The sequence below is a fragment of the Paraburkholderia sp. genome, from assembly GCF_035948235.1.
Taxonomy (GTDB): Bacteria; Pseudomonadota; Gammaproteobacteria; order Burkholderiales; family Burkholderiaceae; genus Paraburkholderia.
Map to the genome: position 1 here is coordinate 25,981 of NZ_DASZJJ010000348.1, position 23,220 is coordinate 49,200.

21 protein-coding genes are annotated in these 23,220 nt (G+C 61.9%); 4 read left to right on the top strand and 17 right to left on the bottom strand.

Annotation, left to right across the window (positions count from 1 at the left end; translation table 11 throughout):
* Positions 1 to 123: 123 nt before the first annotated feature.
* From VG320_RS30860 to VG320_RS30870, 3 genes are all read right to left on the bottom strand, one after another.
* Positions 124 to 636: an ureidoglycolate lyase gene (locus VG320_RS30860; RefSeq protein ID WP_327203862.1), complete on the bottom strand. Its 513-nt coding sequence runs from the start codon at positions 634 to 636 to the stop codon at positions 124 to 126.
* A 13-nt stretch (positions 637 to 649) separates the two neighbouring features.
* Positions 650 to 1,666, bottom strand: a complete 1,017-nt coding sequence (gene alc, locus VG320_RS30865; protein ID WP_327203863.1) for an allantoicase — start codon at positions 1,664 to 1,666, stop codon at positions 650 to 652.
* A 63-nt stretch (positions 1,667 to 1,729) separates the two neighbouring features.
* Entirely contained in the window at positions 1,730 to 3,064 is a 1,335-nt protein-coding gene (locus VG320_RS30870) for a C4-dicarboxylate transporter DctA (RefSeq protein WP_414696173.1), read from the bottom strand.
* Positions 3,065 to 3,275: 211 nt separating this feature from the next.
* On the opposite strand from VG320_RS30870, the gene VG320_RS30875 reads away from it, so the two are divergent.
* Positions 3,276 to 3,986, top strand: a complete 711-nt coding sequence (locus tag VG320_RS30875; protein ID WP_327203864.1) for a FadR/GntR family transcriptional regulator — start codon at positions 3,276 to 3,278, stop codon at positions 3,984 to 3,986.
* Between the two features lie 36 nt (positions 3,987 to 4,022).
* Here the strand turns inward: VG320_RS30875 and VG320_RS30880 are convergent, their stop codons facing one another.
* Genes VG320_RS30880 through VG320_RS30890 form a run of 3 tightly spaced genes read right to left on the bottom strand, consistent with a single transcriptional unit; the run spans position 4,023 to position 7,907 of the window.
* The gene (locus VG320_RS30880) at positions 4,023 to 5,171 is read right to left on the bottom strand and encodes a branched-chain amino acid ABC transporter substrate-binding protein (protein ID WP_327203865.1); all 1,149 of its coding nucleotides are present in this window, start codon (positions 5,169 to 5,171) and stop codon (positions 4,023 to 4,025) included.
* A 46-nt stretch (positions 5,172 to 5,217) separates the two neighbouring features.
* Positions 5,218 to 6,450 carry an FAD-binding oxidoreductase gene (locus VG320_RS30885; protein WP_327203866.1) on the bottom strand — a complete coding sequence of 411 codons (1,233 nt, stop codon included), beginning with the start codon at positions 6,448 to 6,450 and terminating at the stop codon, positions 5,218 to 5,220.
* The gene (locus tag VG320_RS30890) at positions 6,450 to 7,907 is read right to left on the bottom strand and encodes an amino acid permease (RefSeq protein ID WP_327203867.1); all 1,458 of its coding nucleotides are present in this window, start codon (positions 7,905 to 7,907) and stop codon (positions 6,450 to 6,452) included. The genes VG320_RS30885 and VG320_RS30890 overlap by 1 nt, the downstream gene beginning before the upstream one ends.
* Before the next feature lie 284 nt (positions 7,908 to 8,191).
* On the opposite strand from VG320_RS30890, the gene VG320_RS30895 reads away from it, so the two are divergent.
* Entirely contained in the window at positions 8,192 to 9,613 is a 1,422-nt protein-coding gene (locus VG320_RS30895; protein ID WP_414696177.1) for a PLP-dependent aminotransferase family protein, read from the top strand.
* A gap of 15 nt (positions 9,614 to 9,628) precedes the next feature.
* On the opposite strand, the gene VG320_RS30900 is transcribed toward VG320_RS30895, so the two are convergent.
* The 3 genes from VG320_RS30900 to VG320_RS30910 all read right to left on the bottom strand — a co-directional run bounded on the left by VG320_RS30900 (position 9,629) and on the right by VG320_RS30910 (position 13,007).
* Complete coding sequence (locus VG320_RS30900; RefSeq protein WP_414696174.1) at positions 9,629 to 10,423, bottom strand: metallophosphoesterase; 795 nt, start codon at positions 10,421 to 10,423, stop codon at positions 9,629 to 9,631.
* Positions 10,424 to 10,617: 194 nt separating this feature from the next.
* A complete protein-coding gene (locus VG320_RS30905) occupies positions 10,618 to 12,165 on the bottom strand; it encodes an amino acid permease (protein WP_327203869.1) in 1,548 nt (515 codons plus the stop codon).
* 65 nt (positions 12,166 to 12,230) lie between these two features.
* Positions 12,231 to 13,007 (bottom strand): SDR family oxidoreductase, encoded by a 777-nt coding sequence (locus VG320_RS30910; protein WP_327203870.1) that lies wholly within the window; start codon positions 13,005 to 13,007, stop codon positions 12,231 to 12,233.
* Between the two features lie 164 nt (positions 13,008 to 13,171).
* On the opposite strand from VG320_RS30910, the gene VG320_RS30915 reads away from it, so the two are divergent.
* Positions 13,172 to 14,158, top strand: coding sequence for a helix-turn-helix domain-containing protein (locus tag VG320_RS30915; RefSeq protein WP_327203871.1), 987 nt, complete (start codon positions 13,172 to 13,174; stop codon positions 14,156 to 14,158).
* A gap of 622 nt (positions 14,159 to 14,780) precedes the next feature.
* Complete coding sequence (locus VG320_RS30920) at positions 14,781 to 15,830, top strand: polyamine ABC transporter substrate-binding protein (RefSeq protein WP_327203887.1); 1,050 nt, start codon at positions 14,781 to 14,783, stop codon at positions 15,828 to 15,830.
* A gap of 39 nt (positions 15,831 to 15,869) precedes the next feature.
* Here VG320_RS30920 and VG320_RS30925 read toward each other — a convergent pair whose 3' ends face one another.
* Genes VG320_RS30925 through VG320_RS30960 form a run of 8 tightly spaced genes read right to left on the bottom strand, consistent with a single transcriptional unit; the run spans position 15,870 to position 23,215 of the window.
* Positions 15,870 to 17,258, bottom strand: a complete 1,389-nt coding sequence (locus VG320_RS30925; RefSeq protein WP_327203872.1) for a pilus assembly protein TadG-related protein — start codon at positions 17,256 to 17,258, stop codon at positions 15,870 to 15,872.
* A 32-nt stretch (positions 17,259 to 17,290) separates the two neighbouring features.
* Complete coding sequence (locus VG320_RS30930) at positions 17,291 to 17,764, bottom strand: TadE family protein (RefSeq protein ID WP_327203873.1); 474 nt, start codon at positions 17,762 to 17,764, stop codon at positions 17,291 to 17,293.
* Positions 17,761 to 18,234 (bottom strand): TadE/TadG family type IV pilus assembly protein, encoded by a 474-nt coding sequence (locus tag VG320_RS30935; RefSeq protein WP_327203874.1) that lies wholly within the window; start codon positions 18,232 to 18,234, stop codon positions 17,761 to 17,763. The genes VG320_RS30930 and VG320_RS30935 overlap by 4 nt, the downstream gene beginning before the upstream one ends.
* 15 nt (positions 18,235 to 18,249) lie before the next feature.
* Positions 18,250 to 19,230, bottom strand: a complete 981-nt coding sequence (locus VG320_RS30940; protein ID WP_327203875.1) for a type II secretion system F family protein — start codon at positions 19,228 to 19,230, stop codon at positions 18,250 to 18,252.
* Between the two features lie 16 nt (positions 19,231 to 19,246).
* Complete coding sequence (locus tag VG320_RS30945) at positions 19,247 to 20,224, bottom strand: type II secretion system F family protein (protein WP_327203876.1); 978 nt, start codon at positions 20,222 to 20,224, stop codon at positions 19,247 to 19,249.
* Between the two features lie 55 nt (positions 20,225 to 20,279).
* On the bottom strand, positions 20,280 to 21,644 hold the full coding sequence (locus VG320_RS30950; protein WP_327203877.1) for a CpaF family protein: 1,365 nt from the start codon (positions 21,642 to 21,644) through the stop codon (positions 20,280 to 20,282).
* The gene (locus tag VG320_RS30955) at positions 21,631 to 22,842 is read right to left on the bottom strand and encodes an AAA family ATPase (protein WP_327203878.1); all 1,212 of its coding nucleotides are present in this window, start codon (positions 22,840 to 22,842) and stop codon (positions 21,631 to 21,633) included. Before VG320_RS30955 ends, VG320_RS30950 begins: the two co-directional genes overlap by 14 nt.
* 55 nt (positions 22,843 to 22,897) lie before the next feature.
* Positions 22,898 to 23,215, bottom strand: coding sequence for a hypothetical protein (locus VG320_RS30960; RefSeq protein WP_327203879.1), 318 nt, complete (start codon positions 23,213 to 23,215; stop codon positions 22,898 to 22,900).
* Between the last annotated feature and the right edge of the window lie 5 nt (positions 23,216 to 23,220).

A 23,220-nucleotide genomic window follows, 5' to 3' on the forward strand; every position in this document is an offset into this window, starting at 1 on the left:
GCTCCCACTGCGACTAGTCGGATTGATCCTAAGTAGCCACAAATGGGTCGACAAGTGACATATTCCGATGCCTGCGTTCGCGAAAAGTCATCGGAAGAGGTGACGGGGCCGGGTCTATTCCATTCAGCTCGCGCTCATCGGTTCGTGCAGTTCCAGCGCAACTTCAAGCTCGATTTCATCGCAATTCGGCTGCGTGCCGCCGCGATCGACCACGAGAAAATCGCTCACGCGATCGAATGCCAGCAAGGGATGGTGCCAGACACCCTTTGCATAGTTGACGCCCTGAGTGCCGTCCACCCAGAACGCCCGCAGGCGCGCCGGGTCGAATTCGCCGGCGGGCGCCACCACCACGGCATAGCGCATGTGCCCGAGCGGCACGAAGGCCTGGCTGCCGTGCGGATGCCGCTCCATCATCGCAATCGGCACGGGCCACGCACGCGGCTGGGCGCGAAACACGCTGACGAGCGGCCTGCCGCCCGCCTCGCACACGTCGATGGTGGCAAGGTCGTGAAATCGCTCGGTCGTGCCGCCGTTGATCGGAAAGTGGCGCGCACCGTCAAGCTCGATCACATCGCCGAACGGTGCGAACGCCTCGCGCGTAAGCTTTTCCAGCTGCAAAACAAGCGTCGTTTCCATCGCTACTCTCCGCTCAGGCGAGTTCGCCCCACAAACGCAGACGCGAAACGCCGCCGTCCGGATAGATGTTGAAGCGCACGTGCGTCACGGGCCCCAGCGCCGCCAGGCCACTTTCGAAGATGTGCTGCTTGTCCATCTCCAGCTTCTGTTCGCCAAGCAGTGTCGGCCAGAACATCGCCTGCGTGACGAGCGAATCGTCGGTGCCGCCCGTCACGCTCGCGGCCTGCAGCGAGCAGCGGTCGGGATAATTACCCTTGAAGTGCGCCGTATCGACTTCGATCTTGTGAATGATGCCAGGCCTCGCCAGCGCGACGATAGCCCAGTCGTTGCCCGGCTCGCGGCGGCGGCGCGTTTCCCAGCCGTCGCCCATGTTCACGCCGCGCCCAGGCATCAAAAGCGTCGACGCCATGCCGAAATGCTGATTGTTCGCCGCTACCAGATACGCGCCATTTTCCAGCGCGGCGAGGTCGATCAGACTGCCCCGCTCCACGCGGCTCCAGTCGCGCCTGGGCTGGCCGTACACGCGCAGGCGCGCCAGACCGCCATCGGGATAGAGATTCACGCGCAGATGCGTGAACGCGCGCGTATCGTTCACTTCGATGTAGTGATGCTGGTTGCCTTGCAAGGTCGTTGCGGGAACAACGGTCTGCCAGTCGGCGTTTTCAGGCGGTGCGTCGTCGCCGGTTTCTGCGTAGCATGCGTCGATCGAAGCGGCCGGCGGGAAGTTGCCGGTGAAGTGGCTCGTGTCGAGATCGACACCGTAAATCACGCCGGGCCGCGCCAGCCGCACAATACAGAAGTCGTGACCCGTCGTGCGCTTGCGGCGCGTTTCCCAGCCGTCCATCCACTTGCCATGATCGTCGTATTTGCCGGGGATGAAAACCGCGGCCTGCGGCTCCAGCATGCGCTCCTTGGGCGCGAAGAACTCGTCGCTGGCGACAATTGCGCGTGCACCCAGGCGTGCGTCCGTGAGATTCATGTAGCGGCGCGTAAAGGCCGGTGCGTTGGGATCGAGTGTCGGAATCGCCATGATTTGTCTCCTTTGAATCAGATAGTCAGTTATTCGAATCAATCGCGCGTGATGCGTTAGCACTCACGCATGCGCCGCGTTCCCGCCCAGCACGTCGTCATGAGCGGCGGCCGGTTCGTCGCCGCCAGGCACGTAGAGATAACCTTCATCGAGATTCAGCACGCGCTTTGCGCGCGCCTTGTCGATATCGTGTTCCCACACCGCCACCACCACCGTCGCAACACAGTTGCCGATCAGGTTCGTCACGGCGCGTGCGATGCCGACAAACCAGTCTACCGGCAGGATCAGCACGAGGCCCAGCACCGGAATCGCGGGGATGGCCGAAAGCGTCGCGGCAAGAATCACGATGGCCGAGCCGGGAATGCCGTGCGCGCCCTTCGAGGTCACGAGCGAGACCAGCACGACCACAATCAAGTCATGCACCGAGAGCGGCGTGTTGGTTGCCTGGGCGATAAAGATCACCGCCAGCGTGAGGTAGATCGAGAAACCGTCGAGGTTGAACGAGTAGCCGGTCGGAATCACCAGGCCGACGGTGGAATCCTTCACACCCATGAATTCGAGCTTGCGCATGACTTGCGGCAGCACGGCATCCGACGATGCGGTGCCGAGCACGATCGACAGTTCCTCGCGCAGATAGCGGATCAGTTTGAAGACGTTGAAGCCCGCCAGCCGCATCACGATGCCCAGCACGACCGCGACAAACACGATACAGCTTGCGTAGAACACGATCACGAGCAAACCAAGCTGCTTGAGCGAAGCCACGCCGTACGTACCCGTCGTGAAAGCAATCGCGCCCAGAACGCCAAACGGCGCCAGCTTGATGATGAAACCCATGACGCGGAAGAACACCTGAGCGAGTTCATCGACGATCGCATTCACGCGCTGCGCCTTCGGGCCGAGCAGCGAAAGCGCACTGCCAAACAATACCGAGAACACCAGAATCTGCAGGATGTCACCCTTCGCGAAGGCGTCGAAGGCCGTATCGGGAATGATCTTCAGCAGGAACGCGGCGGTGTCCTTGAGGCTCTTGGCGTTCTCGGTGTAAGTCGCGAGCGAGGCCGCGTCGAGCGAATGCAGATTCACATTCATGCCCGCGCCCGGGCGCGTGAGGTAAGCCAGCACCGCGCCGATCACGAGCGCGACCGTCGTCATCGCCTCGAAGTAAATCACCGATTTGAGCCCGACGCGCCCGACTTTCTTGAGATCACCCGCGTGAGCCATGCCGCTCACCACCACGCAGAACACGATCGGCCCGATCACCATCTTGATCAGCTTGAGAAAGCCGTCGCCAAGTGGCCTGAGCGATTGCGCGAAATGGGGGAATATCGCTCCAACAACAATGCCCACGACAAGGGCGATGACAACCCGGCCAAACAGCGAATTGAAGAACTTCGTCACGACTTTCTCCTGCAGGAAGGGATCGGGCAACTGTTCTGACTGGTCTGACCAGTACTGTTATAGCGGATAGTAGGAAGCCGATATAGTGGAGTCAAGGCGCCAAAAAACGGTGTTTACCCTTGAGTGGGCGCAGAAGACGGCCGGACGCGCGCATGCAGCGGTCTGGCCCGGACTACAATACCGGTCAGACCACGCACGCTTGCGCTCATCGATGAAGAACGTTCCGCATACCGTCACCGACGCCGCCATCGCCACGATCCGCGCACGGATCGAGGAAGGCCTGTATCCGGTCGGCAGCCTGCTGCCGGCGCAGCGCCAGCTTTCCGAGGAACTGGAGATCAGCCGTGCGTCGCTGCGCGAGGCCTTGTCGACGCTGGAGGCACTCGGCATGCTGACGATCCGCGCGGGCAAAGGGGTGTATGTGACCAGCGCCCAGGCCGCCAGCGCGCATCCATGGCGCTTCGCCGACCAGACTTCGCTGCCGGACACCTACCAGATGCGCTTCGCGCTCGAGGGGTTCGCAGCGCGCATGGCGGCGCTGGCGATTGGCGACGCCGACGTGGCGTGGTTCGAAGCGAATGTCGAGGCGCTGCACGAGGCGCTCAGCAACGACGAAATCGACGAAGCCTCACAACTCGACTTCGAATTCCATATGCGCATCGTGAGTCTCGCGGGCAACGCGGCAATCGAATCGATTTTGCGCAGCAGCGCGGACATCATGAAGGAAAGCCAGCGCATGCCGTTTTACCGGCGCGAACTGGTGCTCTCGACTTATCGTGAACACAGCGCCATCGTCGCGGCGCTCAAGACGCGTGATCCGGCCATTGCGGGAGAGGCCATCGAGGCGCACATCACGGCGGCCGCACAGCGCGCGGGCGTCCATTTTCCGGTGCCCGGGCCTGCGGCCGCGATTCAGCAATAACGCAGGAACAAGCCTGCAAAGAGGCGTGGATAGCGCCTAGCCACCGCTGCCGCCAACGGTGCGCTGGCTCTTCCACTGCCCTTGCTGCACTTCAAACAGCGTATAAGGCGGCTTGATCAGATCGCCATGCGGATCGAAAGCAATCGCGCCCGTTACGCCCGTCACCGTGACTTTCGGCAGACTGGCGACGATTTTTGCGCGGTCCAACGAGTTCGCGTTCTCGATCGCCTTGATCATGGCGAGCGCAGCGTCATAAGCGAAAGGCGCATAGAGTTCGACATCCTGATTGAAGCGCGCCTTGTAGCGCTTCGCGAAGGCCTGCGCCGAAGGCAACTTGTCGAGCGCCGGGCCCGGCTCCAGATCGCGCGTCCCCTCGCCCGCGCTGCCCGCCACCTGCAGGAACGCGTTGCTCTTGAGCGCGCCCGCACCGAACAGACGCGCCTGCAAACCCAGTGAGCGCATCTGCTTGACGAGCAGCGCGCCCTGCTCGTCAAGGCCGCCAAAGAAGATCATGTCGACATTCTTTTCCTTGAGCGAGGTGAGGATCGCGCGAAAGTCCACCGCCTTGTCGTTGGTGAATTCGCGATCGACGATATTGCCGCCCGCCTCCTTCGCGCCCTGCTGGAACGCATCGGCCAGCCCCTGACCGAACGCCGTGCGATCGTCGATGATGCCAATGCGCTTCGCCTTTAACTGCTCGACCGCAAAGCGGCCCGCGATCACGCCGCCAATACCGTCGTTGCCCATGGTGCGAAACACGTTAAGGAATCCTTGCTGTGTTAGCGCGGGATTGGTCGATCCGGGCGTGATCATCGCCACATTCGCATTGTGATAGACCGCCGAGGCCGGAATGCTGCAGCCCGAGTTGTAGTGGCCGATCACGCCCACCACGCCGTCATCGACAAGTTTTTGCGCGACCTGGATCGCCACGCGCGGGTCAGCCTGATCGTCCTGCACGTCTAACACGAATTTGACGGACTTGCCGTCGATCACGGGATGCTTCGCGTTTTCTTCGTCGAGCGCGAGTTGCGCGCCATATTGCAGATCCTTGCCGACCCGCGCCACCGGACCGGTCAGCGGTCCGGCAAAGCCGATCTTGACGGTTTCGGGCTCGGCGCCATACGAGGGCACGCTCGCATAGAGTGCGCCGAGAGCCAGCGCGATGACCAGATTGCGGCGGTTCATGATGTTCGTCCTCTTCTGAAGACTGCAGCGGTGGTTGAATGCGCCCTCAAAAGCGGCGCGGGTTATAGGGCGAAAGATCGAGCGGTGCGGCGCGGCCCGCCACGAGGTCGGCAACCACGCTGCCCGTGATGCCGCCCAGCGTCACGCCCAGATGCTGATGGCCGAACGCGTAGAGCACGTGCGGCGAATTGCGCGAGGCGCCGATCACCGGCAGGCCGTCGGGCAGACTCGGGCGAAAGCCGAGCCAGTCGCTATCGGGCTGCGGCAGCTCGGGCAGTGCCTCGCGCGCCGAGCGCGTGATCAGGTCGAGCAGGCTACGGTTCTTTGGCGCGTCGAAGCCGCCCAGTTCGACCGTGCCCGCCGCGCGGATGCCGCCCGTCATCGGCGTCATGTAGAAGCCGCGCTCGGCCCAGCCGCAGGGCCGCGAAATCAGATTCGAGGTGCCGGGAAAACGTACGTGATAGCCGCGTTCGGTATCCAGCGGCACTGCGTCGCCGCATTGGCGCGCGAGCGCTTTCGAATGCGCGCCCGCGCAGACGACCGCGTATTGCGCGTCTATCGCGCCGCCTGCGTCATCGACGAGGCGCACGCCGTTGCGTGCAGGTTCGAGCCGCGCGACCGTCGCCGGTATGTGCGTGAGACCGCGGCGCACGAGCAAGGCGTGCAAGGCCTGCAAAAAGCCGCGCGGATCGCTCAGATACCAGCTGCCGTCGAACAGCGTGCCGCGCGCGAAAATGGGCGCAAGACCGGGTTCGAGCGCGCGGATGGCGTCGCTATCGAGCGTCTGGAAGCGCACGCCGAGCGAGGCGCGCAGCGCGAGCGACGCCTGCGCTCCCTCGAACGACGATGCGCTCGAGTACAGATACAGACATTCGCGCTCGCGCACGAAGGACTGCGTCGCCGCATCGCCCAGCATCTCGCGATAACCGTCGAAAGCGCGCGAGAGCAACGCCGCCAGCGCCTGCGCGCTTGCCTCGTAGCGCCGTTGCGTCGCGCCCAGCAGAAAGCGCGCGAGCCAGGGAGCAAGCGTGGGCGCGTAGCTCCAGCGAATGCGCAACGGACTCGTCGACGAAAACAGGAAATGCGGCAATTGGCGGAACACATCGGGATTGTTCACGGGGATGCAGGCGTAGTTCGCAAACGTGCCTGCGTTGCCGTACGACGCGCCCTCTCCCGGCCCGAGCGGATCGTGCAGCGTGACCTGGTGGCCGTCGCGCATGAGCCAGTACGCACACGACAGCCCGACGAATCCCGCACCGATGACAGCGACTTCAGCCATTATTTTTTCCAGTTTGCAGCCGGTTCGCCAAACGCGCGGCCCTGCGTGCCGCCATGCGTGCCTTGAAACTGCGCGCGCTGCTTGCGACTACGCGCGATCCAGTACGCGATCGACACCACGCCCAGGCTGCCAAGGCTGGCGAGCAACTGGCTCGCGAGCGACCGGTCGAAGCCCATCGCGATCAGCACGCCGGCGATCGCCGCCACGACCGCCCACGACAGCCAGGGAAACAGCCACATACGCAGCGTGAGACGCTCGGGCGCTTCGGCTTCAAGGCGGCGGCGCAACACGATCTGCGCAAGCGCAATCGACAGATAGACGAACAACATGATCGCGCCGGACGCGTTCACGAGGTAGAGGAACACGCCCTGGGGCGAAGCGATGGCCGCGACGATCGCCACATAGCCCACCACGCTGCTCGCCAGCACGGCGAGGCGCGGCACACGGGTTTTCGACAGCGTCAGCAGGCTGCGCGGCGCGTCACCGCGTTCGGCAAGGCGGAACATGATGCGCGAGGAAACGTACAGCCCGGAATTGAGCGCGGACAGCACGGCCACCAGCACGACCGCGTTCATCATGTCGGCGGCGCCGGGAATGTGCATGGTTTCGAGCGCCGCGACAAACGGCGAATAACCGACCTTGATATGCGACCACGGCACGATGCAGGCGATCACGAACATCGACCCCACGTAAAACGTGATGACGCGCAGGATCACGGAACGCGTCATGGAAGCTACGTTGCGGCCCGGATCGTCGGATTCGGCGGCGGCGATCGTGGCGATTTCCGCGCCGCCCACGGCAAAGATCACGGTGGGCACGCCCGCGAAAATCGACATCGCGCCGAACGGCATGAAGCCGCGGTCGCCCAGCAGATTCGCCGCAGTATGATGCCAGCCGCCGAAGCCGCCGAGCCAACTCACGCCCACGACGATAAAGACGATGATGGCCGCGACCTTGATCGACGCGAACCAGTATTCGAACTCCCCATACGACTTCACGGACAGCAGATTGATGGCGGTCATCACCGAAAGCAGCACGAGGCCGATCAGCCACACGGGCGCCGGTATCCAGCGTTGCAGGATGGCCGCTCCCGCCACCGCCTCCACCGCCACGACGATCACCCAGAAATACCAGTACAGCCAGCCGTTCGTGAACCCCGCCCAGTTGCCCAGACCCAGGCGGGTGAATTCCGTGAACGAGCCGACGCCCGGGTGCGAGAGCGCCATTTCGCCGAGCATGCGCATGACGAACAGCACGACGATACCGGCCAGCAGATAGCTCAGGCAGGCGGCCGGGCCCATCGCGCTGATGGTCGCGCTGCTGCCGACAAACAGACCCGCGCCGATGATGCCGCCGAGCGAAATCATGGTGACGTGCCGCTTGCGCAGCGCATGGCCGAGATGGGCGGACGAGCCACCGGACGGGGCCGAAGAAGGATGGATTGGGTGATTTGCCACAGACAGCTCCTCAGGTACAGTGCGTGTTGCGCCGGCATGCCGGCCGAACAAAACCGTGGATCCATACTCACACAATAATTTTTTGTGTGCAAATAAAAAGTCTTTGTATGGACCCCAGGATTTGCCCTGGCGACGACGGCTATGCACGTCTGCATATTCGCGAAAATCCTTGCCAAACAGCAGGATACCGAGTTAAACAAGAGGCAGCGTCGCGGCGCGCGACCCTCATCAGCCGCGCTCTCTCGATATCTGGCCGTTTTTTGTATGGAGCTACTACTTGAATGATGCGCGAAGATAACCAGACAAAAAGCGACGAACAACTCCAGACAAAAGGTCGGCAAGCCACCTATCTCGAGGTCTCGCGCAACCTTGAAGAACAGGTCCGCAGTGGTCGCTACCCGCCCGGCAGCCGTCTGCCGCCGCAGCGCGACCTGGCGATCGAACTGGGCATCAACGTCTCCACGGTTTCGCGCGCCTATAAGGAATTACAGGCGCGCGGGCTGATCGTCGCGAGCAAGCGGCGCGGCTCGATCGTCACGGGCGGCGCGATGCCTGCGATCAAATCGCCCGCGCAGCGCAGCAACGCCGACGAACCGCAGGCCAGCGGCGTAATCGATCTCACGGTGAACCGCCCGGCCACGGGCGAATTCCTCGCGCAGCTTGCGCGCACGATGACGAACATCGCGCGCGATCCGCGCTTTTCGGAAACCCAGGAATATCAGCCGCCGCAAGGTCCCGACTGGGCGCGCGCGGCGGGCGCCCAATGGATCGCCGCGCCAGGCTTTGCGCCCACGCCCGACAATCTCGTAGTGACGAGCGGCGCGCAGCACGGTCTATACGCAGTGCTTAGCAGTTTGATGGGCCACGAGGGTGTGATTCTCTCGGATCAGTTGACCTATTACGGCCTCAAGGCGCTCGCACCGGTGTTCCAGTTCGAACTGGTGGGCATCCCCAGCGACGACGAAGGCTTGCTGCCCGATCATCTTGAAGAAGCATGCAAACGCATGCGCGTGAAAGCCATCTTCACGGTGCCGAATCTGCAGAACCCGAGCGTCGTCACAATGAGTCTTGCGCGGCGCGCGGCGCTCGTGGACATTGCGCGCCGGCATCACATCGCGATCATCGAAGACGACGTGTATGGGCCGCTGCTGCGCAAGCGCTTGCCGACCATTGCGAGCCTTTGTCCGGAACTGACGTTCCACATTGCTTCGACGTCCAAGATCCTTGCGCCGGGCCTGCGCATCGGCTATCTGCTGACGCCGCCGCATGGCGCTGCGCTCGCCGCAGAAGCCGTGCGCACCACGGCATGGATGCCCGCGCCGCTTTCGACGCTCATCGTCACGCGCTGGATCGAGGACGGCACGGCGCAGACAATACTCGAAGCGCAGCGCGAGGAATTGCAGGCGCGCCAGGCGCTCGCGCGCGAACTGCTGCCGCAGGAGTTACTCAAGAGCGATCCTGCATGCATGTTCGTCTGGCTGCGTGTGCCGGAGCCGTGGCGCTCCGACGACTTCGCCGCGAACGCGCTCGCGCGCGGCGTGAATACGATGCCTGCTTCGGCCTTCGCGGTCGATCGCTCGACCACCGAGCATGGCGTGCGCATCAACCTCGCCTGTGCGAGTTCGCGCGAACAACTCGCACGGGCCTTGCAGGTGCTCGCGCGTACGCTGCGCGACCGGCCCCGTGCCTTGTTTGGAACGATCTAGCGGAAAGCCGCGCCGTCACGCGCAGAGCGTGACGCTCGACCAGAGACGGCCGGTGGCGGGTTCGACGAGAGTCAGTTTGCCGCCGGGGCTGCATGCGCCGGTGTCGATAAACATATGGGCGCCAATCTGGCGGACTTCGCGCATCGTCGTGTGCCCGCAGTAGGTGATCGACAATGCCTGCCGTGAAGGCGACACGCTGAACGCCAGATCGCGGCCCCACAGCATGCGGCGGCGCACGGCGGCTTCGAAGTGGCCTGCGGCCAGTTGTTCGTCGTTGCCACGGAATTCGGCATGCAGGATATTAAAGCGCGTGGGGCCTTCGCCCACGATGCGTGCGAGCGGCAGCAGATTCAGTTTCGCGGCGTGCGCCGCAAGCTCGCCGTCGGATAGCGATCGCGCCCACTCGCCGCCCACTTCGTACCAGCGCTCGCGCGGCAAACGTCCATCGACGACCGCGCACAATGCTTCTTCGTGATTGCCCAGCACCGGATAAAACCAGTCGTGCTCCAGCAGGCCCAACGCGCGTTCGCTCTGTTCGCCGCGATCGATCAGGTCACCTACGGAAAACATCCGGTCGTGCTGAGTGTCGAAATCGACCTCGGCCAGTAATTGCTCGAACGCGCTCATACAGCCGTGAATATCGCCGACCACGAAGTCGCGGCCGCACGCGTTCGCGCCGTGCTGCACGACCCCGGATTCGACCGGGTCCGCATACGTCGCGCCCGCGTGGGCAGCGCCCTGTTGGAGGGCCTGCATACCGCGAAAACCCAGGCGCTTGAGTAGCGGCTGCTGATGACTGTTCGGGCCCATTCTCATCTCTCGTGGACAATCGGCCCATCATATTTCAGGCAGAGAGGGAAAATGAAGGCGAACTTGTTATATGTGTAACGAGTGGTAAGGACCTGCAAGCGATTGGCTTACGGTCACCATGCATTTGTATTTCCAGCGACTGCGCTGCATCGCTCAATGACAACTAACATTGGCGATGCAGCGGCATCATCAGCTTATTTCGCGCCGATTTCGCTTTCGGCGAGACTCAACTTTTGTTCGCGTTCACGCGAGGACTGGGCGATCGGCGGGCCTGCAAACCGATTGCGTACCCCGCCCACATACCAGATGGCGAGCAGTGCAAGCAGCAGGCCGCCGATCAGATACAGCACCTTCTCGTTCGGCGGCTGAATGCCGACATAAGCGAGAATCAGCGCGCCCACCACAGCCGCAATCGCGAACGGCTTCGACAACTTGCCCAACTGGAACGGCCCCTTCTCTTTCCAGGTGCGGCCTTCCGCGAAAATGCCCGCTGCGATCGGCATCGCGTACGAGACGAACAGAAACACGGCGCTGCCGGCGCTCAGCACGGTGAAGGCATCGCCATAGAGCGTCGCGGCAATGGCGAGTACGGCGGACGTCCAGATCGCCGCGCCCGGAGTGCGGTGCGCCGGATTCACCTTGCGCAGCCACTTCGAACCCGGCAAACCGCCGTCACGCGCGAATGCAAACATCATGCGTGACGTCGATGTGACTGCCGCCAGTCCGCAAGCATAGTTGATAAAGAACATCAGCAATTCGATAACGATGCGTAAGGGCGTGGGAATCGGCGCGAGGATCGCCTCGAAAAATCCCGTGCCCTGTTTGACCGCCGCGCCAAGATCAGGCATCACGAGCACAAACGCGCACACCATGACGTAGCCAAACGTCGTCGACCAGAATACCGATCCGACGATGCCACGCGGCACATTGCGCGCAGCCTGATGCGTTTCTTCCGAAGTGTGCGCGGAAGCGTCGAAGCCCGTGATCGTGTACGCGGTTAGCAGCAGACCGGAGAGAAACGCCATCGCCATCGTCTGCTTCGGCCATGCGCCGCCATCGGTGCCGGTAAAGTTTGTGAACGTGTAGAGGCGCGACAGATCGACCTTCACCGGCGAATACGCGAGCAAAGACACGACGAGCACGACCGTAACGACGAAAATCAGGTAGCCGGACAGATCGGTGATCTTGCTGGTGATGCGAATGCCGCGATGATTCAGGAACGCCTGCGATGCGGTAATCAGCGTGAGAAAGATTGTCTGATCCCACCAGCCGAGCGAATCCGGTTTGACGCCGAACATCGGCGCAATCAGCGTGCGAAAGAACGGATCGTAGGTGCCGTAATTGATCGCTGCGACCACAAACACGAGACCCAGCAGATTCAGCCACGCGGTGAGCCAACCCCACGTTTTACCGCCCAGAATCGAGCTCCAGTGATACAGGCCGCCTGCCGTCGGGTAGGACGACGCGATCTGCGCCATCGCTGCCGCCACCACCAGCGCGAACAGCGAGCCGAGCGGCCAGCCCAGCCCGATCGATGCGCCGCCTGCCGCTGAAAACCCCATCTGAAACGACGTTATGCCACCAGAGAGAATGCAGATCAGCGAAAACGAAACCGCGAAATTGGAGAACGCGCCCATGCGGCGCGAAAGTTCCTGCGCGTAGCCCATCTTGTGCAGCAACGAGACATCCTGGTCTGCATGCGCGGCTTGATCCGCCGCGGGTTCGAGTGTATTCGCGTCCATATGACGTTCCTTCAAACGAGGTGATTGAAGCGTCGAACTCGTCATCCTTTAAACAGGATTCCGTATCACGCAGCCGTAAAGCAGTTATCGACGTAGAGATGCGCGCCGTTGATAAAGCTCGCGTCGTCGCTGGCGAGAAACAAGGCGGCCTGCGCCACTTCTTCCGGTTTGCACAGACGTCCTTGCTGAAGTGACAGCGCTGCTTCGCTCGCGTCGAAGCCGTATTGCGCCAGTGCGCTGATTTCGCGCTGGCCATGAGGCGTGTTGATGAAGCCCGGACACACGGCATTGCAGCGGATACCGCGATCGCGATACTCCACGGCGATCGCGCGCGCAAACATCGCGCACGCACCTTTGGTGGTGCAATAGAGCACTTCGAGCGGCGTCGCCGCCACCGATGAGATCGACGCCGTGCAAACGATCGAGCCGTGACCCGCCGCGAGCATATGAGGCAAAACGGCTCTCGTCATCATGAACATGCTCTTCACGTTGACGTTCATGAGCCAGTCGTATTCTTCGTCGCTGGTGTCCAGAAACGGCTTCACCACGATGCTGCCCGCGTGGTTGAACAAGGTGTCGATACGGCCGAATCGCTCGACGATGCCGGCCACGGCGTCGTCTACGGCCGAACGTTGCGAGACGTCCGCCACGAACAGTTCGGCCACGCCGCCCTCGGCGCGAATACGCGCGACAACCTCTTCGCCCGCGCCGCGATTGACGTCGACGATGGCAACCTGCGCGCCTTCGCGGGCAAACAGCAGCGACGCCGCGCCGCCCGCTCCCGTCGCGCCGCCCGAAACGATCGCGATCTTGCCTTCCAGCTTTCTTGCCCTTTCACTCATGCCTGGCTCCTGGTCGAATCCATCGTATGCACAAGTTAGGTGCGCCAAAAAACGGCAACTATCCAAATTTGGCAAAAAAATAAAATTGCCGTAAAAATCAGGGATCGCGCAGGTGGAGAACGGCGTTGTTGCGATGCATGAACGCTTTTGTCCTGGGAGACACAATGGAAGCGGTCCACGGGCCGAACGAGGCCATACAGTTTCGAAGCTGTCGCAGCGTCGACGAACAGGCGGCGCTGCTCGACGCATGGAACCAGAGCTATTGCCAGCTTTCGCGGGGTACGTTCGACGGCTCCGTGACCTGGTTCATGGCGGGCGCCGTGAAGGTGCTGGTGGAGAAGCTGAACCGCACGGTCTATCAGCGCGGCGACGTCGACCGCAATAAATTCGCCGTGGGCATTCCGTTTCACCTCGAAGGGCACGCGCTCCTGGCAGGGCAAACGAGCCACCTCGACGCATTGCATGTTTTCTCCGGCAAGGACGGATTCGAATTCCTTTCGCCGGATCAACACGTTTTCGTCAACCTGGAAATCGAGCCGGCCGCCGTGGCCGACCCGGCAACGCGCGCACAACTGGAATCGATCATTGCGCGGATCGGCATGAAAGCGGGCGTAGTGAATATTGCCCCAATGCGTCTGGAGCCGTTTCGCGAGGTGCTGAGAATCCTGCTCGACAGCGTCGCCGATGCGCCGCATGTGCTCCAGGAGCACGACAGTGTGGTGTCGTTCGAAAAATCCATCGTTTATGGGCTGAGTGAAGCACTCAACGACTTCCCGGTTATCGCGCAACAGGAACGCGGCGAAGCACGCATCGCGAGAAACTGGCAACTGGTGCGCAGCGTGCGCGAAATTGTCGAAGGTTCGCCCGATTGTCCGCTGTCCGTTGCCGAACTCTGCGCTCGCATGCATGCGAGCCGTCGCACCTTGCAATACGCTTTCGAAGAAACCACGGGCATCAGTCCATTGGCATATATGCGCGCCATAAGACTGGCGAGAGTCCGTAAGGACCTCGTGCACGCCGCAACAGTCACCGAGGTGGCGACGCGTTGGGGCTTCTGGCATTTCGGCAATTTCGCCAATGAATATCGCGAGCAATATGGTGAATTGCCGAGTGAAACGTGGCGAAGGAATCGCAGTCAGGTATTGACCTGACACGCCACGGTTGGTTCTGGATGATCGCGGTCGATCCCCATTGACACGATTATTGGCGCAGGTAGTATGAAATCGTCGGCATTCCAGCCGACACACCCACAAGCAGTCTGACGCTCATACGCCTCATACCGTGCGCCTTAGATCATGAAATTTCGTGGCCCCTTGATACAGTACGATCGAGGACATGGCGGCTTTCTCGCCATGCGCAGCGCGATTTCTTCAGGCTCGTGCACCCCTGCCAGGCCTTGCTGTTATTTCTCGATCGACACTGTCCTCTCGATTCGCTCCGTGCGCCGCCACAACACGGCCATGTCGTGCGATTTCCTCGCCGTTCGCAAGGATGAAATCGCGTCCTTGCTGCCCAAGCCCTAGCCTGCTTCTTCCTTTCCCGATTCAAATCGTGCCGCGTAACGCTATTTGAAGCCGTTGCGCGGCGGTCCGTTATCGCCTGTTGTGCTTGCAGAGCACCGGCGATCGCGGCAATCCAGTACGCCCCGTCTGTTGCGACAGACGCCGGGTGCGGGGACGCGCATGCCGTTCCCGACAGAACTCAATGGGAAGCAGGATGAAACTCCATCAGAAAATCCAGCAGGTTGCGGCCTTTTCGATCCTGTCCGCCGTGATGGCGCAGGCCGCCTTGGCAGAAGATCAGCAGGTCAACGTCTATAACTGGTCCGACTACATCGCACACGACACGATCCCCACCTTCGAGAAACAGACTGGCATCAAGGTGCGCTACGACAGTTACGATAGCGACGACACCTTGCAGGCCAAGCTGCTTTCCGGAAGCTCCGGTTACGACGTCGTGGTGCCTTCATCAGCGTATATGGCACGGCAGATCGAAGCGGGCGTCTATCGCAAGCTCGATAAATCGCAATTGCCGAATCTCGCGAATCTCGATCCTCATCTGATGAAGCTGGTGAGCGACGCCGACCCCGGCAATCAATACGGCGTGCCGTGGGCGTGGGGCACGGATGGCATTGCCTACAACACCGAGGAAGTCAAAAAAGCGCTGGGCGGCGCCGTGCCGCCCGATTCCTGGTCGCTGGTATTCGACCCGGAGAACCTTGCCAAACTCAAAGGCTGCGGCGTGTCCTTCCTCGATTCCGCATCCGATGTCTTTCCTGCCGTGCTGCAATATCTGCATCGCAATCCCAACAGCACGAATCCCGCCGACTATATGGCCGCCTATGACGTGCTGAAAAAAGTGCGACCCTACATTACGCAATTCAATTCGTCTGGGTACATCAACGATCTGGCGAACAACGATATGTGCGTGGCCGTTGCTTATTCGGGCGACGCCGGCATCGCGCGCCGGCGCGCCGTCGAAGCGAAGCGCAGCTATCAGATCCAGTTCGTGAATCCGCAGGAAGGCGGTCTCGTGTGGTTCGACATGATGGCGATACCAAAGGATGCACCGCATCCGGAAGCCGCGCTCAAATGGATCAATTACATCGAAGATCCCAAGACGAGCGCGGCGATCACCAACGAAGTGTTTTATCCGACCGCGAATCGCGCTTCGCTAACACTTGTCCAGTCGGCTATTGCTAAAGATCCCGTCACGTTCCCGTCTGACGAGGTGCTCGACAAAATGACCGTGATGCGCCCGCAACCGCCCGCCATCATGCGCCTGCAGAATCGCTTGTGGGCACAACTTAAGTCGGGTACCTGATCGACCAGGCGCGCCCGCTCCAGCCATACATTCAAGCGCTCACGTAGCGTTAGGCGGAATGAGGCGCGCCTTGGTCAAGCTATAGGCGATACTGGAGAAGATCTGGCTCAGGCTTTGTGTGCTGCTCGCATTTGTACAGGTGTCCGAATAAAAATCAGACTGACTACTCGCAATCGACTGCATCGTGCCACAAGCGGTGAGCGTGTCCGCGCCGTCGCCGCATGACGGCGCACTCGCGCCTTCGCCGCCCAGATACGCCACGGTATAAACCGTCGTGCCGCTACTTTTGGCGGTGGCCGCCGTGTTGATCGCGGCCTGACACTCGGTCCCATAGACATAGCTCGATCCGCCTGATTTCCCGTAGACGTTGCCAAGCTGCGAAGTACTAGCCGTTGCAATGCCGTCACTGAGCAATACGATGGCGTTCTTGCCAGCCGGATTCTGTCCCTGCGAAAACGTAGTGAGCGCGGCATTGGCCGAAGCGATGGCCTGCGCGTAGAACGTGCCCAGGCCGCCCGGCGCACTGATCCCGCCGCACTTGCTGGACGCGCCACCCAGCGCCTGCACGACGCCCGAACTGGTGCTGAGCTGGCCGCCGCTAAGATAGCCGCCGCCCAATGGCGAAATCTGGTAAGTGGCGTTCGAGCCTGAAGCGCCCACGGCAGAATAGCCCTGCTGGCCAGTCGAAACGACGCCTGGCTCCGTCGAAGAACACGAGAAGCTATAACCCGACGACGACGGGCTAATCGGCGGAAACACCATCAAGCCGACGTTGTCGCCCGCGAGCGAGAGACCGTTGAGCAGTTGCAACGCGCCGGCTTCGGCGCAGGCGAGGCGCGTGAGCGCAACGCCGCTCGAGTTCTTGCAGTTGCTGTCGGTCGTCGTCGCCATTGAGCGAGTCGTGTCCAGCACGATCATCACGTTGTACGGCGCAGCGCCGAATCCCGCGCCCGCTTTCGAACTCGCCGAAATCGTCTTGCTGGTGATGCCGAAGATGCGGGCGAAAAACAGCGGCACACTCGCCTGCTGCGTAACCTGAATGCCGTTGTACGTCGATACCGCCTGCGACGCCGGCAAGGGCACGCTGCTCGCGCTCAGCGTCAGGCCTTGAACCGTCGTGCCCGTGACCGTCACGCCGTTTGGCAGCGTGTTGCCTTGCCCCGCCGAGTAGGCTCGGGCATCTGCGAACGCCGTCGCCGATGCGCTTTTCCACAGATCCATCGCACCCGCCATCGCGGCGGCGTCGGTGCCCGCCTGCAAACGCCGCTGGCTGAATGCGATGTAGCCGATATCGACCGACAATGCGGCAAAACCCAGCAGCACAATCAATGACAGCGCAACCATGACGGATACGGCGCCGCGCTGCGCTTTGCGCCCTGAATGGCGACCCGATTTGCGACCCGAATGGCGACCCAGGTGTCGGTTCATGATGTTCCCCGAGAGAGACTTTATTGTGTGCTTCACTGCACGCGCTCGACTTCCGTGGTGCTTAGCGTGGACGGCATCGCGGCGATGCCGAAAATCGAGCCGCGCAGCAGCGGCGTAAATGTGTACGAAACCGTCACGGTGGCCGCCTGGCCCGTCGCACTCGTCAACGCCGTCGCGCACGAGGTATCGCTGCTACATTGCGCGCCGTTCACAGACGTCGTGAGCGTCAGATTCTGCGACTTGAGCCATGACGATGACGACGTCATCTGCGTCTGCGTGGAGCTATAGGGCGTGGTCGTGTTGCGCTGGAACGCGAAGTTCTGCGCGGCGGCCGATGCCGCGCTCGCAACCATCACGGAATTTGCAAGCAGCCAGCCGAACTGCGCGATGCCCATCGCGATGGCAATCAGGATGGGGGCGGCCAGAGCCAGCTCGACCGCCACCACGCCTTTCTGGCGTTTGCGTTGCGCGGCGCCCTCCCAGTTGCGTTTGGCGTGGCGGCTCATTGCACCACCACCGCAGCATTAGCGCTCATGGTCGACGGCATGATCGAGCCGAGCCCGAAAAGCGAACCGCCAAATGGCGCGGCGAATTGATAGCTGATCGACACGCTAGCAAGCGTTCCCGCCGCCGGCGGCTGGCTAAGCGTACCCAATGCCGTCGCGCAGGTGGTATCCGCCGTTCTCCCGCTGCAGGTCGTGGTGGAGCCCGATCCCACCACAGCGATCGTGACGGTCTGCGCACCGGACAGACTTCCCGTCGCAGACGACACGGCGCCAGCCGTATCCGTATAGGGCGTCGAAAATCCCCGCTCCGATGCCAGCAGGCGCGCTCCCGCCGATACCGCATTAGTCAGGACGACATAGTTACTCATCCACCATCCCGCCTGGACAATGGAAAACATCATGAAAAGAAGCACGGGCAAGCCGAGGGAAAATTCCACCACCGCTGTTCCTCGCTGACGCTTCGCATTCATTTTTCTCTCCCCAGCTTAGCTGCCTGGCAGGTTAGGCAGCACGGTACGATAGATGTTGATGAACGCCGGCCCGGCAAGCACCACCATTAGTGCCGGGAAAATGCAGAACAGCAGCGGCATCAGCAGCTTGAGCGAGATCTTCGCGGCCTGTTCCTCGGCCCGCATGCGCCGCCGCGTGCGCAGCGTGTCGGAAAGCACGCGCAGCGATGCGGCAATGCCCGTGCCGAACCGGTCGGCCTGAATCAATAGCGTGCTGAATGATTCGATATCCTCAACGCCCGTGCGCAGAGAGAAATTACGCAATGCGGTAGCTTTGGAAAATCCCGAGCGCAATTCCAGCAGCAGCAGGTCCAGTTCGTTTGCGACCACTGGGCTGCCGAGCTGGATTTCCTTCGCGACTCGCATCAGCGCGGCGTCAAGACCGAGTCCGGCTTCGACACACACCGTTAATAGATCGAGTGCGTCCGGGAAATCCTCGAAAATAGCGCGCTTGCGGGTGCTCACGCGTCGCGACAGCACCAGGTTCGGCAAATAGAATCCGAACGATGCGAGCGCAACGAGAATCATCCAGAACATTGTCGTGCTGGTCTCGACCGAGGTTCCGACCAGCCAGACCAGCGCCGGCAGTGGCAACAGCAGCGCGAGCACGGTCTTGGCCGCAAAGTAGATCGCAACGGCATTGGGCGTGCGCCATCCCGCGTTGACCAGTTTCAGGCGCGCAATAGACCCTTCCCAGCCCTCCTTCGGGATGGACAGCTTCGAGATCGGCTGCGAGATTTCAACAATCGTTTCAAGCCATTTGCTACTTTCTTCGACCTGGGGCTGCCCGCCGTTAGGCGACGACTTCGACGGATCGAGGCGCGCAGCGCCAACCTGCTCGATGCGGCGACGCCGGTCATTTGATGAAAACGCGTGCATCGCTGTCAGCACGATCAGAAAGACAACCGCGAATACTCCGGTCAGCATCGCCAGTTGCGTCAGGTTCAGCGCTTGCATGTTGTCTCCTTTGCGCTCACACGCGCAGCGCCACGACGCGCGACATCCACATGACGCCGAACACCATGCTCGACAGCGCCGACACCATCATCTTCAGGCCCATCGGATCCTGCCAGAGCACCTGCAGGAAGCCGGGATTCAGGAACATCATCAACGTGCCGACGATGAACGGCAGCAGGCCAAGCACCCAGGCGGAGAGCCTGCCTTCGGCAGAAAGCACGCGGACTTTGTCGAACAGCTTGAAACGCTCGCGTATCAGCACGGTAATGCCGTCGAGCACCTCGGCCAGATTGCCGCCGGTCTCGCGCTGGATCAGCACGGCGATCACGAAGTAGCGCAAATCGCGAATCGGCACGCGCGTCGCCAGATTCGCGAGCGCTTCATTGAGCGAGACGCCATAGTTGATTTCGTCGAACGTGGCGCGAAATTCACTGCCCATCGGTTCGGCGAATTCAGTACCGACCATGTCGATTGCGAGACTGAACGCGTGCCCGGAGCGCAGCGCGCGCGCCAGCATGTCGCAAGCTTCCGGCAATTGCCGTTCGAGTTGACGCAGCCGCTTTGCGCGCCGACGCCGCACATAAAGGACCGGCAGCGATGCCGAGAGAAGCGCGAGCATCGCGATGACTGGCAGTGGCGCCGGCGAAAACACGGCGATCGAGAACACCACCGGCGGAAACACCGCGCACGTCGTCACCAGGCGCGCCACCGACCACCGCACGCCGGCCTGCTGCAGGAAACGGTCGATACCCTGCACACGCGGCAAAAGCCTCAGCGCGCGCTCGAACGGCGTCGCATCGCTGAACGTGCCTTGCTTAAGGATCGACAAACGCTCGTTGCTGAGCGGCGCGCCCGCCGAAATCGCCCGAATGCGCGACTCGACACGGCGCGCGACCGGGCCGTGACGGCTGTTCCACCAGATATACGCGCCCTCCATCGCCAGCACCACGGCGACGAACAGCAGAACCACGGTCGCATAGAAGATCGGACTCATGCAGGTCTCCGGTCACGAATCAAGCACAACGCTGAATGCAAGCCGATGACCCATTTCACGCGGCCTCGAAACGCCGCGCCGGGTCGTAGGTCGCATCGGCCAGATGAACGCCGAACGCCTCCAGGCGCTCGGAAAACTTGGGACGTACCCCCGTCGCATGAAAGGCGCCGCGCACGTTGCCATTCGTATCGACGCCGCTGCGCCGGAACGTGAAGATCTCCTGCATGTTGATCATGTCGCCTTCCATGCCGGTCAACTCCGATACGCTGATGATCTTGCGCCGCCCGTCGGTCAGGCGCGCCACCTGCACCACCACCGTAATCGCCGAGGCGATCTGCTGGCGCATGGTCTTCGGCGGCAGCGCAAGACCGCCCATGCCGATCATGTTTTCGAGGCGCGTGAGTGCATCGCGCGGGGTATTCGCGTGGATCGTGGCGAGCGAGCCTTCGTGGCCCGTATTCATCGCATTGAGCATGTCGAGCGCTTCTGCGCCACGCACTTCACCCAGGATAATGCGATCCGGGCGCATACGCAGCGCGTTCTTTACGAGCGTGCGCTGGGTGATTTCGCCGCGGCCTTCGATGTTCTCGGGACGCGTTTCGAGCCTCAAAACGTGGGGTTGGCGCAGTTGCAGTTCCGCAGCGTCCTCGATCGTCACGATGCGCTCATCGGCGGGAATGAAACCCGACAGCAGATTGAGCAAGGTGGTCTTGCCGCTGCCCGTGCCGCCCGAAACCAGAATATTGATCTTCGCGCGCGCGAGGCCGTCGAGCACTTCGGCCATCGGCGGCGTGAGGGTTTGCAGCGCAATCAGATCCTTGACCTGCAAGGGCGTGGCCGAAAAACGCCGGATCGAAATCAACGGCCCGTCCACGGCCGCAGGCGGAATGATCGCGTTCAGACGCGAGCCATCGGGCAGACGCGCATCGACCATCGGGCTCGATTCGTCGATACGGCGGCCCACGCGCGATACGATTTTTTCGATCACTTTCATCAGATGCGCGTCGTCGTAGAACGTGACGTCGCTCAGTTCGAGCCGGCCTTTTCGTTCAATATAAATCTGAGTGCCGGTATTGACGAGAATGTCCGAGATCGTGGGATCGCGCAGCAGCACTTCGAGCGGGCCGAAGCCGAACATTTCATCGTAGACGTCGCTCACCAACTGGCGTCGTTCGAGATCGTTGGCCGGTACTTTCTGGTCTTCGAGTATGCGTGCAATGAGCGTTGCGATCTCCTGGCGCACCTGATCGGCAGGCAGGCGCGCCAGACGCTCCAGTTCCACGCGATCCAGCACTGCCTGATGAACGTCGCGCTTGAGCTTCTGATACGCGGCGCGCTGCAGACCGGGCGCTGCGTTCGACGACTCGCCACGCTCGACGAACGGCACGCGTTGTGCGCTGATGTGATCACGAAGCGACATGGCGGGCTCCAGACTGAAGGACGTCGCCGCGCAGACGCGCGAACAACGATCGGGTCTTTGGTTTGTCCTGCGCCGGTGCGGCGGTATTCCCCGCAATCTGCGCCGCGATTTCCTGAACGCTGCGAGCGACGCTTCCGTTACCCGCTTTCGCAACCGGCGCCCCCTGATTCACGGCCGCCAGCACGGCGCGCGCGTCCTCGGCGATGACGTGATGCGGCTTCATTCCCAGCACCTGTTCGAGCGCGGCCCGCGTGCGTTCGTCATGGCGCGTGTAGCGGTTCAACAGCAGGCGCAACTGGTTCGGCGCATAGCCCAGCGAAGCCAGAATCTCCTGGAGACGCCGCGCGGCGCGCACGCCTGGCATGGTGGCCTGCAAGACCAGGTGAATCTGCGTGCTGCGATCGAGCGCGAGTATCGACAGCGGATTGAGCGTCTGCCCGACATCGACGATCACAAAGTCGTAGCGTGGCACGGCCAGGCCGAGAATCCATTCGAACCGGTCCACCTTGATATCGGCCGCTTTGACCGGATCGCCCGCGCCGGCAAGGATGTCGAAGCTCTCGCTCACATGCACGATGCTCGCCCCGAAGAACGCGCCGTCCATGCGTTCCACCTCCGCGCACATCTGCGGCAGCGTGGAAGGCGGCGTTTCGTCGGTGACGAGAAACGCGGCGTCGCCGAATAGCTGGCAAAGATCGACCAGCAGCACGCGCTTGCCGCGCTGGGTCGAGAGCGCATGGGCGACATTGCTGGCGATGAAACTCGTGCCCACGCCACCCTTGCACGAAACGAACGACACCACCTGGGTCTCGCGTGCGTTACGCTGACTGTGCTGCGTTTGTGCGCGCAGGAGCGCATCTTCCAGCGAGTGCCGGCCGAGCGGCCAGCTCAGCACGTCGCGAAAGCCCGCGCGCATCGCTGCGATCACGGTATCTGGCGACGCATCGGGCGCAACCTGGATACAGGTCAGATGCTTGTGCTCGCGACACAGGCGCGCGGTGGACGCGAGCGACACCTCGTCGAGTGAAGAAGCATCGACGATCAGCATATCGAACAAATCCAGGCTGTCGCCTCGCTCGAGCAGCACAGAGGCATCACCGACTACGCGGGTGGTCCGGTAGTTTCCGCACTCACCGACCAGATTCATGATCTGTGCGAGCCTGGCGGAGTCTGTCGAGAGTATAAGAATGTCGATCATGGCGCTTACCCTTGTTCGATGCTTTGTTCGATGCTTCTTTCTTCAACAATCTGCACTACTGACCACCTGAGATTCCGCCGCCCATACCACTGCTCACGCCGATGGTGTAGGGGTTGGACGAAACCGGTGGCGCCGAGAACAGCTTGTCGTACTGGGTCATCGCGGAGACCGCCGACTGGCCATCGACACCCTGCGTCGATGGATTGTGCTCGCTCGCATGCGGGTCGATGATCTGCGCCTGCGTGTTGGTGCGCACGGCTTCGCCAAAATGAGCATCCCAGACCGGCGTGCTGGTCATGCAGCCACCGAGCGCAGTACAAACCGTCGCCAATGGCACGAACAAACGAGCGATGCGAAGGCATTCGAGTTTCATGAGAT

Excerpts from the sequence above, each read along its gene's own strand:
- VG320_RS30860 (WP_327203862.1), bottom strand. The coding sequence starts at position 636 with ATGGAAACGACGCTTGTTTTGCAGCTGGAAAAGCTTACGCGCGAGGCG.
- alc (WP_327203863.1), bottom strand. The coding sequence starts at position 1,666 with ATGGCGATTCCGACACTCGATCCCAACGCACCGGCCTTTACGCGCCGC.
- VG320_RS30875 (WP_327203864.1), top strand. The coding sequence starts at position 3,276 with ATGAAGAACGTTCCGCATACCGTCACCGACGCCGCCATCGCCACGATC.
- VG320_RS30880 (WP_327203865.1), bottom strand. The coding sequence starts at position 5,171 with ATGAACCGCCGCAATCTGGTCATCGCGCTGGCTCTCGGCGCACTCTAT.
- VG320_RS30885 (WP_327203866.1), bottom strand. The coding sequence starts at position 6,450 with ATGGCTGAAGTCGCTGTCATCGGTGCGGGATTCGTCGGGCTGTCGTGT.
- VG320_RS30895 (WP_414696177.1), top strand. The coding sequence starts at position 8,192 with ATGCGCGAAGATAACCAGACAAAAAGCGACGAACAACTCCAGACAAAA.
- VG320_RS30900 (WP_414696174.1), bottom strand. The coding sequence starts at position 10,423 with ATGGGCCCGAACAGTCATCAGCAGCCGCTACTCAAGCGCCTGGGTTTT.
- VG320_RS30905 (WP_327203869.1), bottom strand. The coding sequence starts at position 12,165 with ATGGACGCGAATACACTCGAACCCGCGGCGGATCAAGCCGCGCATGCA.
- VG320_RS30910 (WP_327203870.1), bottom strand. The coding sequence starts at position 13,007 with ATGAGTGAAAGGGCAAGAAAGCTGGAAGGCAAGATCGCGATCGTTTCG.
- VG320_RS30915 (WP_327203871.1), top strand. The coding sequence starts at position 13,172 with ATGGAAGCGGTCCACGGGCCGAACGAGGCCATACAGTTTCGAAGCTGT.
- VG320_RS30920 (WP_327203887.1), top strand. The coding sequence starts at position 14,781 with ATGGCGCAGGCCGCCTTGGCAGAAGATCAGCAGGTCAACGTCTATAAC.
- VG320_RS30925 (WP_327203872.1), bottom strand. The coding sequence starts at position 17,258 with ATGAACCGACACCTGGGTCGCCATTCGGGTCGCAAATCGGGTCGCCAT.
- VG320_RS30930 (WP_327203873.1), bottom strand. The coding sequence starts at position 17,764 with ATGAGCCGCCACGCCAAACGCAACTGGGAGGGCGCCGCGCAACGCAAA.
- VG320_RS30935 (WP_327203874.1), bottom strand. The coding sequence starts at position 18,234 with ATGAATGCGAAGCGTCAGCGAGGAACAGCGGTGGTGGAATTTTCCCTC.
- VG320_RS30940 (WP_327203875.1), bottom strand. The coding sequence starts at position 19,230 with ATGCAAGCGCTGAACCTGACGCAACTGGCGATGCTGACCGGAGTATTC.
- VG320_RS30945 (WP_327203876.1), bottom strand. The coding sequence starts at position 20,224 with ATGAGTCCGATCTTCTATGCGACCGTGGTTCTGCTGTTCGTCGCCGTG.
- VG320_RS30950 (WP_327203877.1), bottom strand. The coding sequence starts at position 21,644 with ATGTCGCTTCGTGATCACATCAGCGCACAACGCGTGCCGTTCGTCGAG.
- VG320_RS30955 (WP_327203878.1), bottom strand. The coding sequence starts at position 22,842 with ATGATCGACATTCTTATACTCTCGACAGACTCCGCCAGGCTCGCACAG.
- VG320_RS30960 (WP_327203879.1), bottom strand. The coding sequence starts at position 23,215 with ATGAAACTCGAATGCCTTCGCATCGCTCGTTTGTTCGTGCCATTGGCG.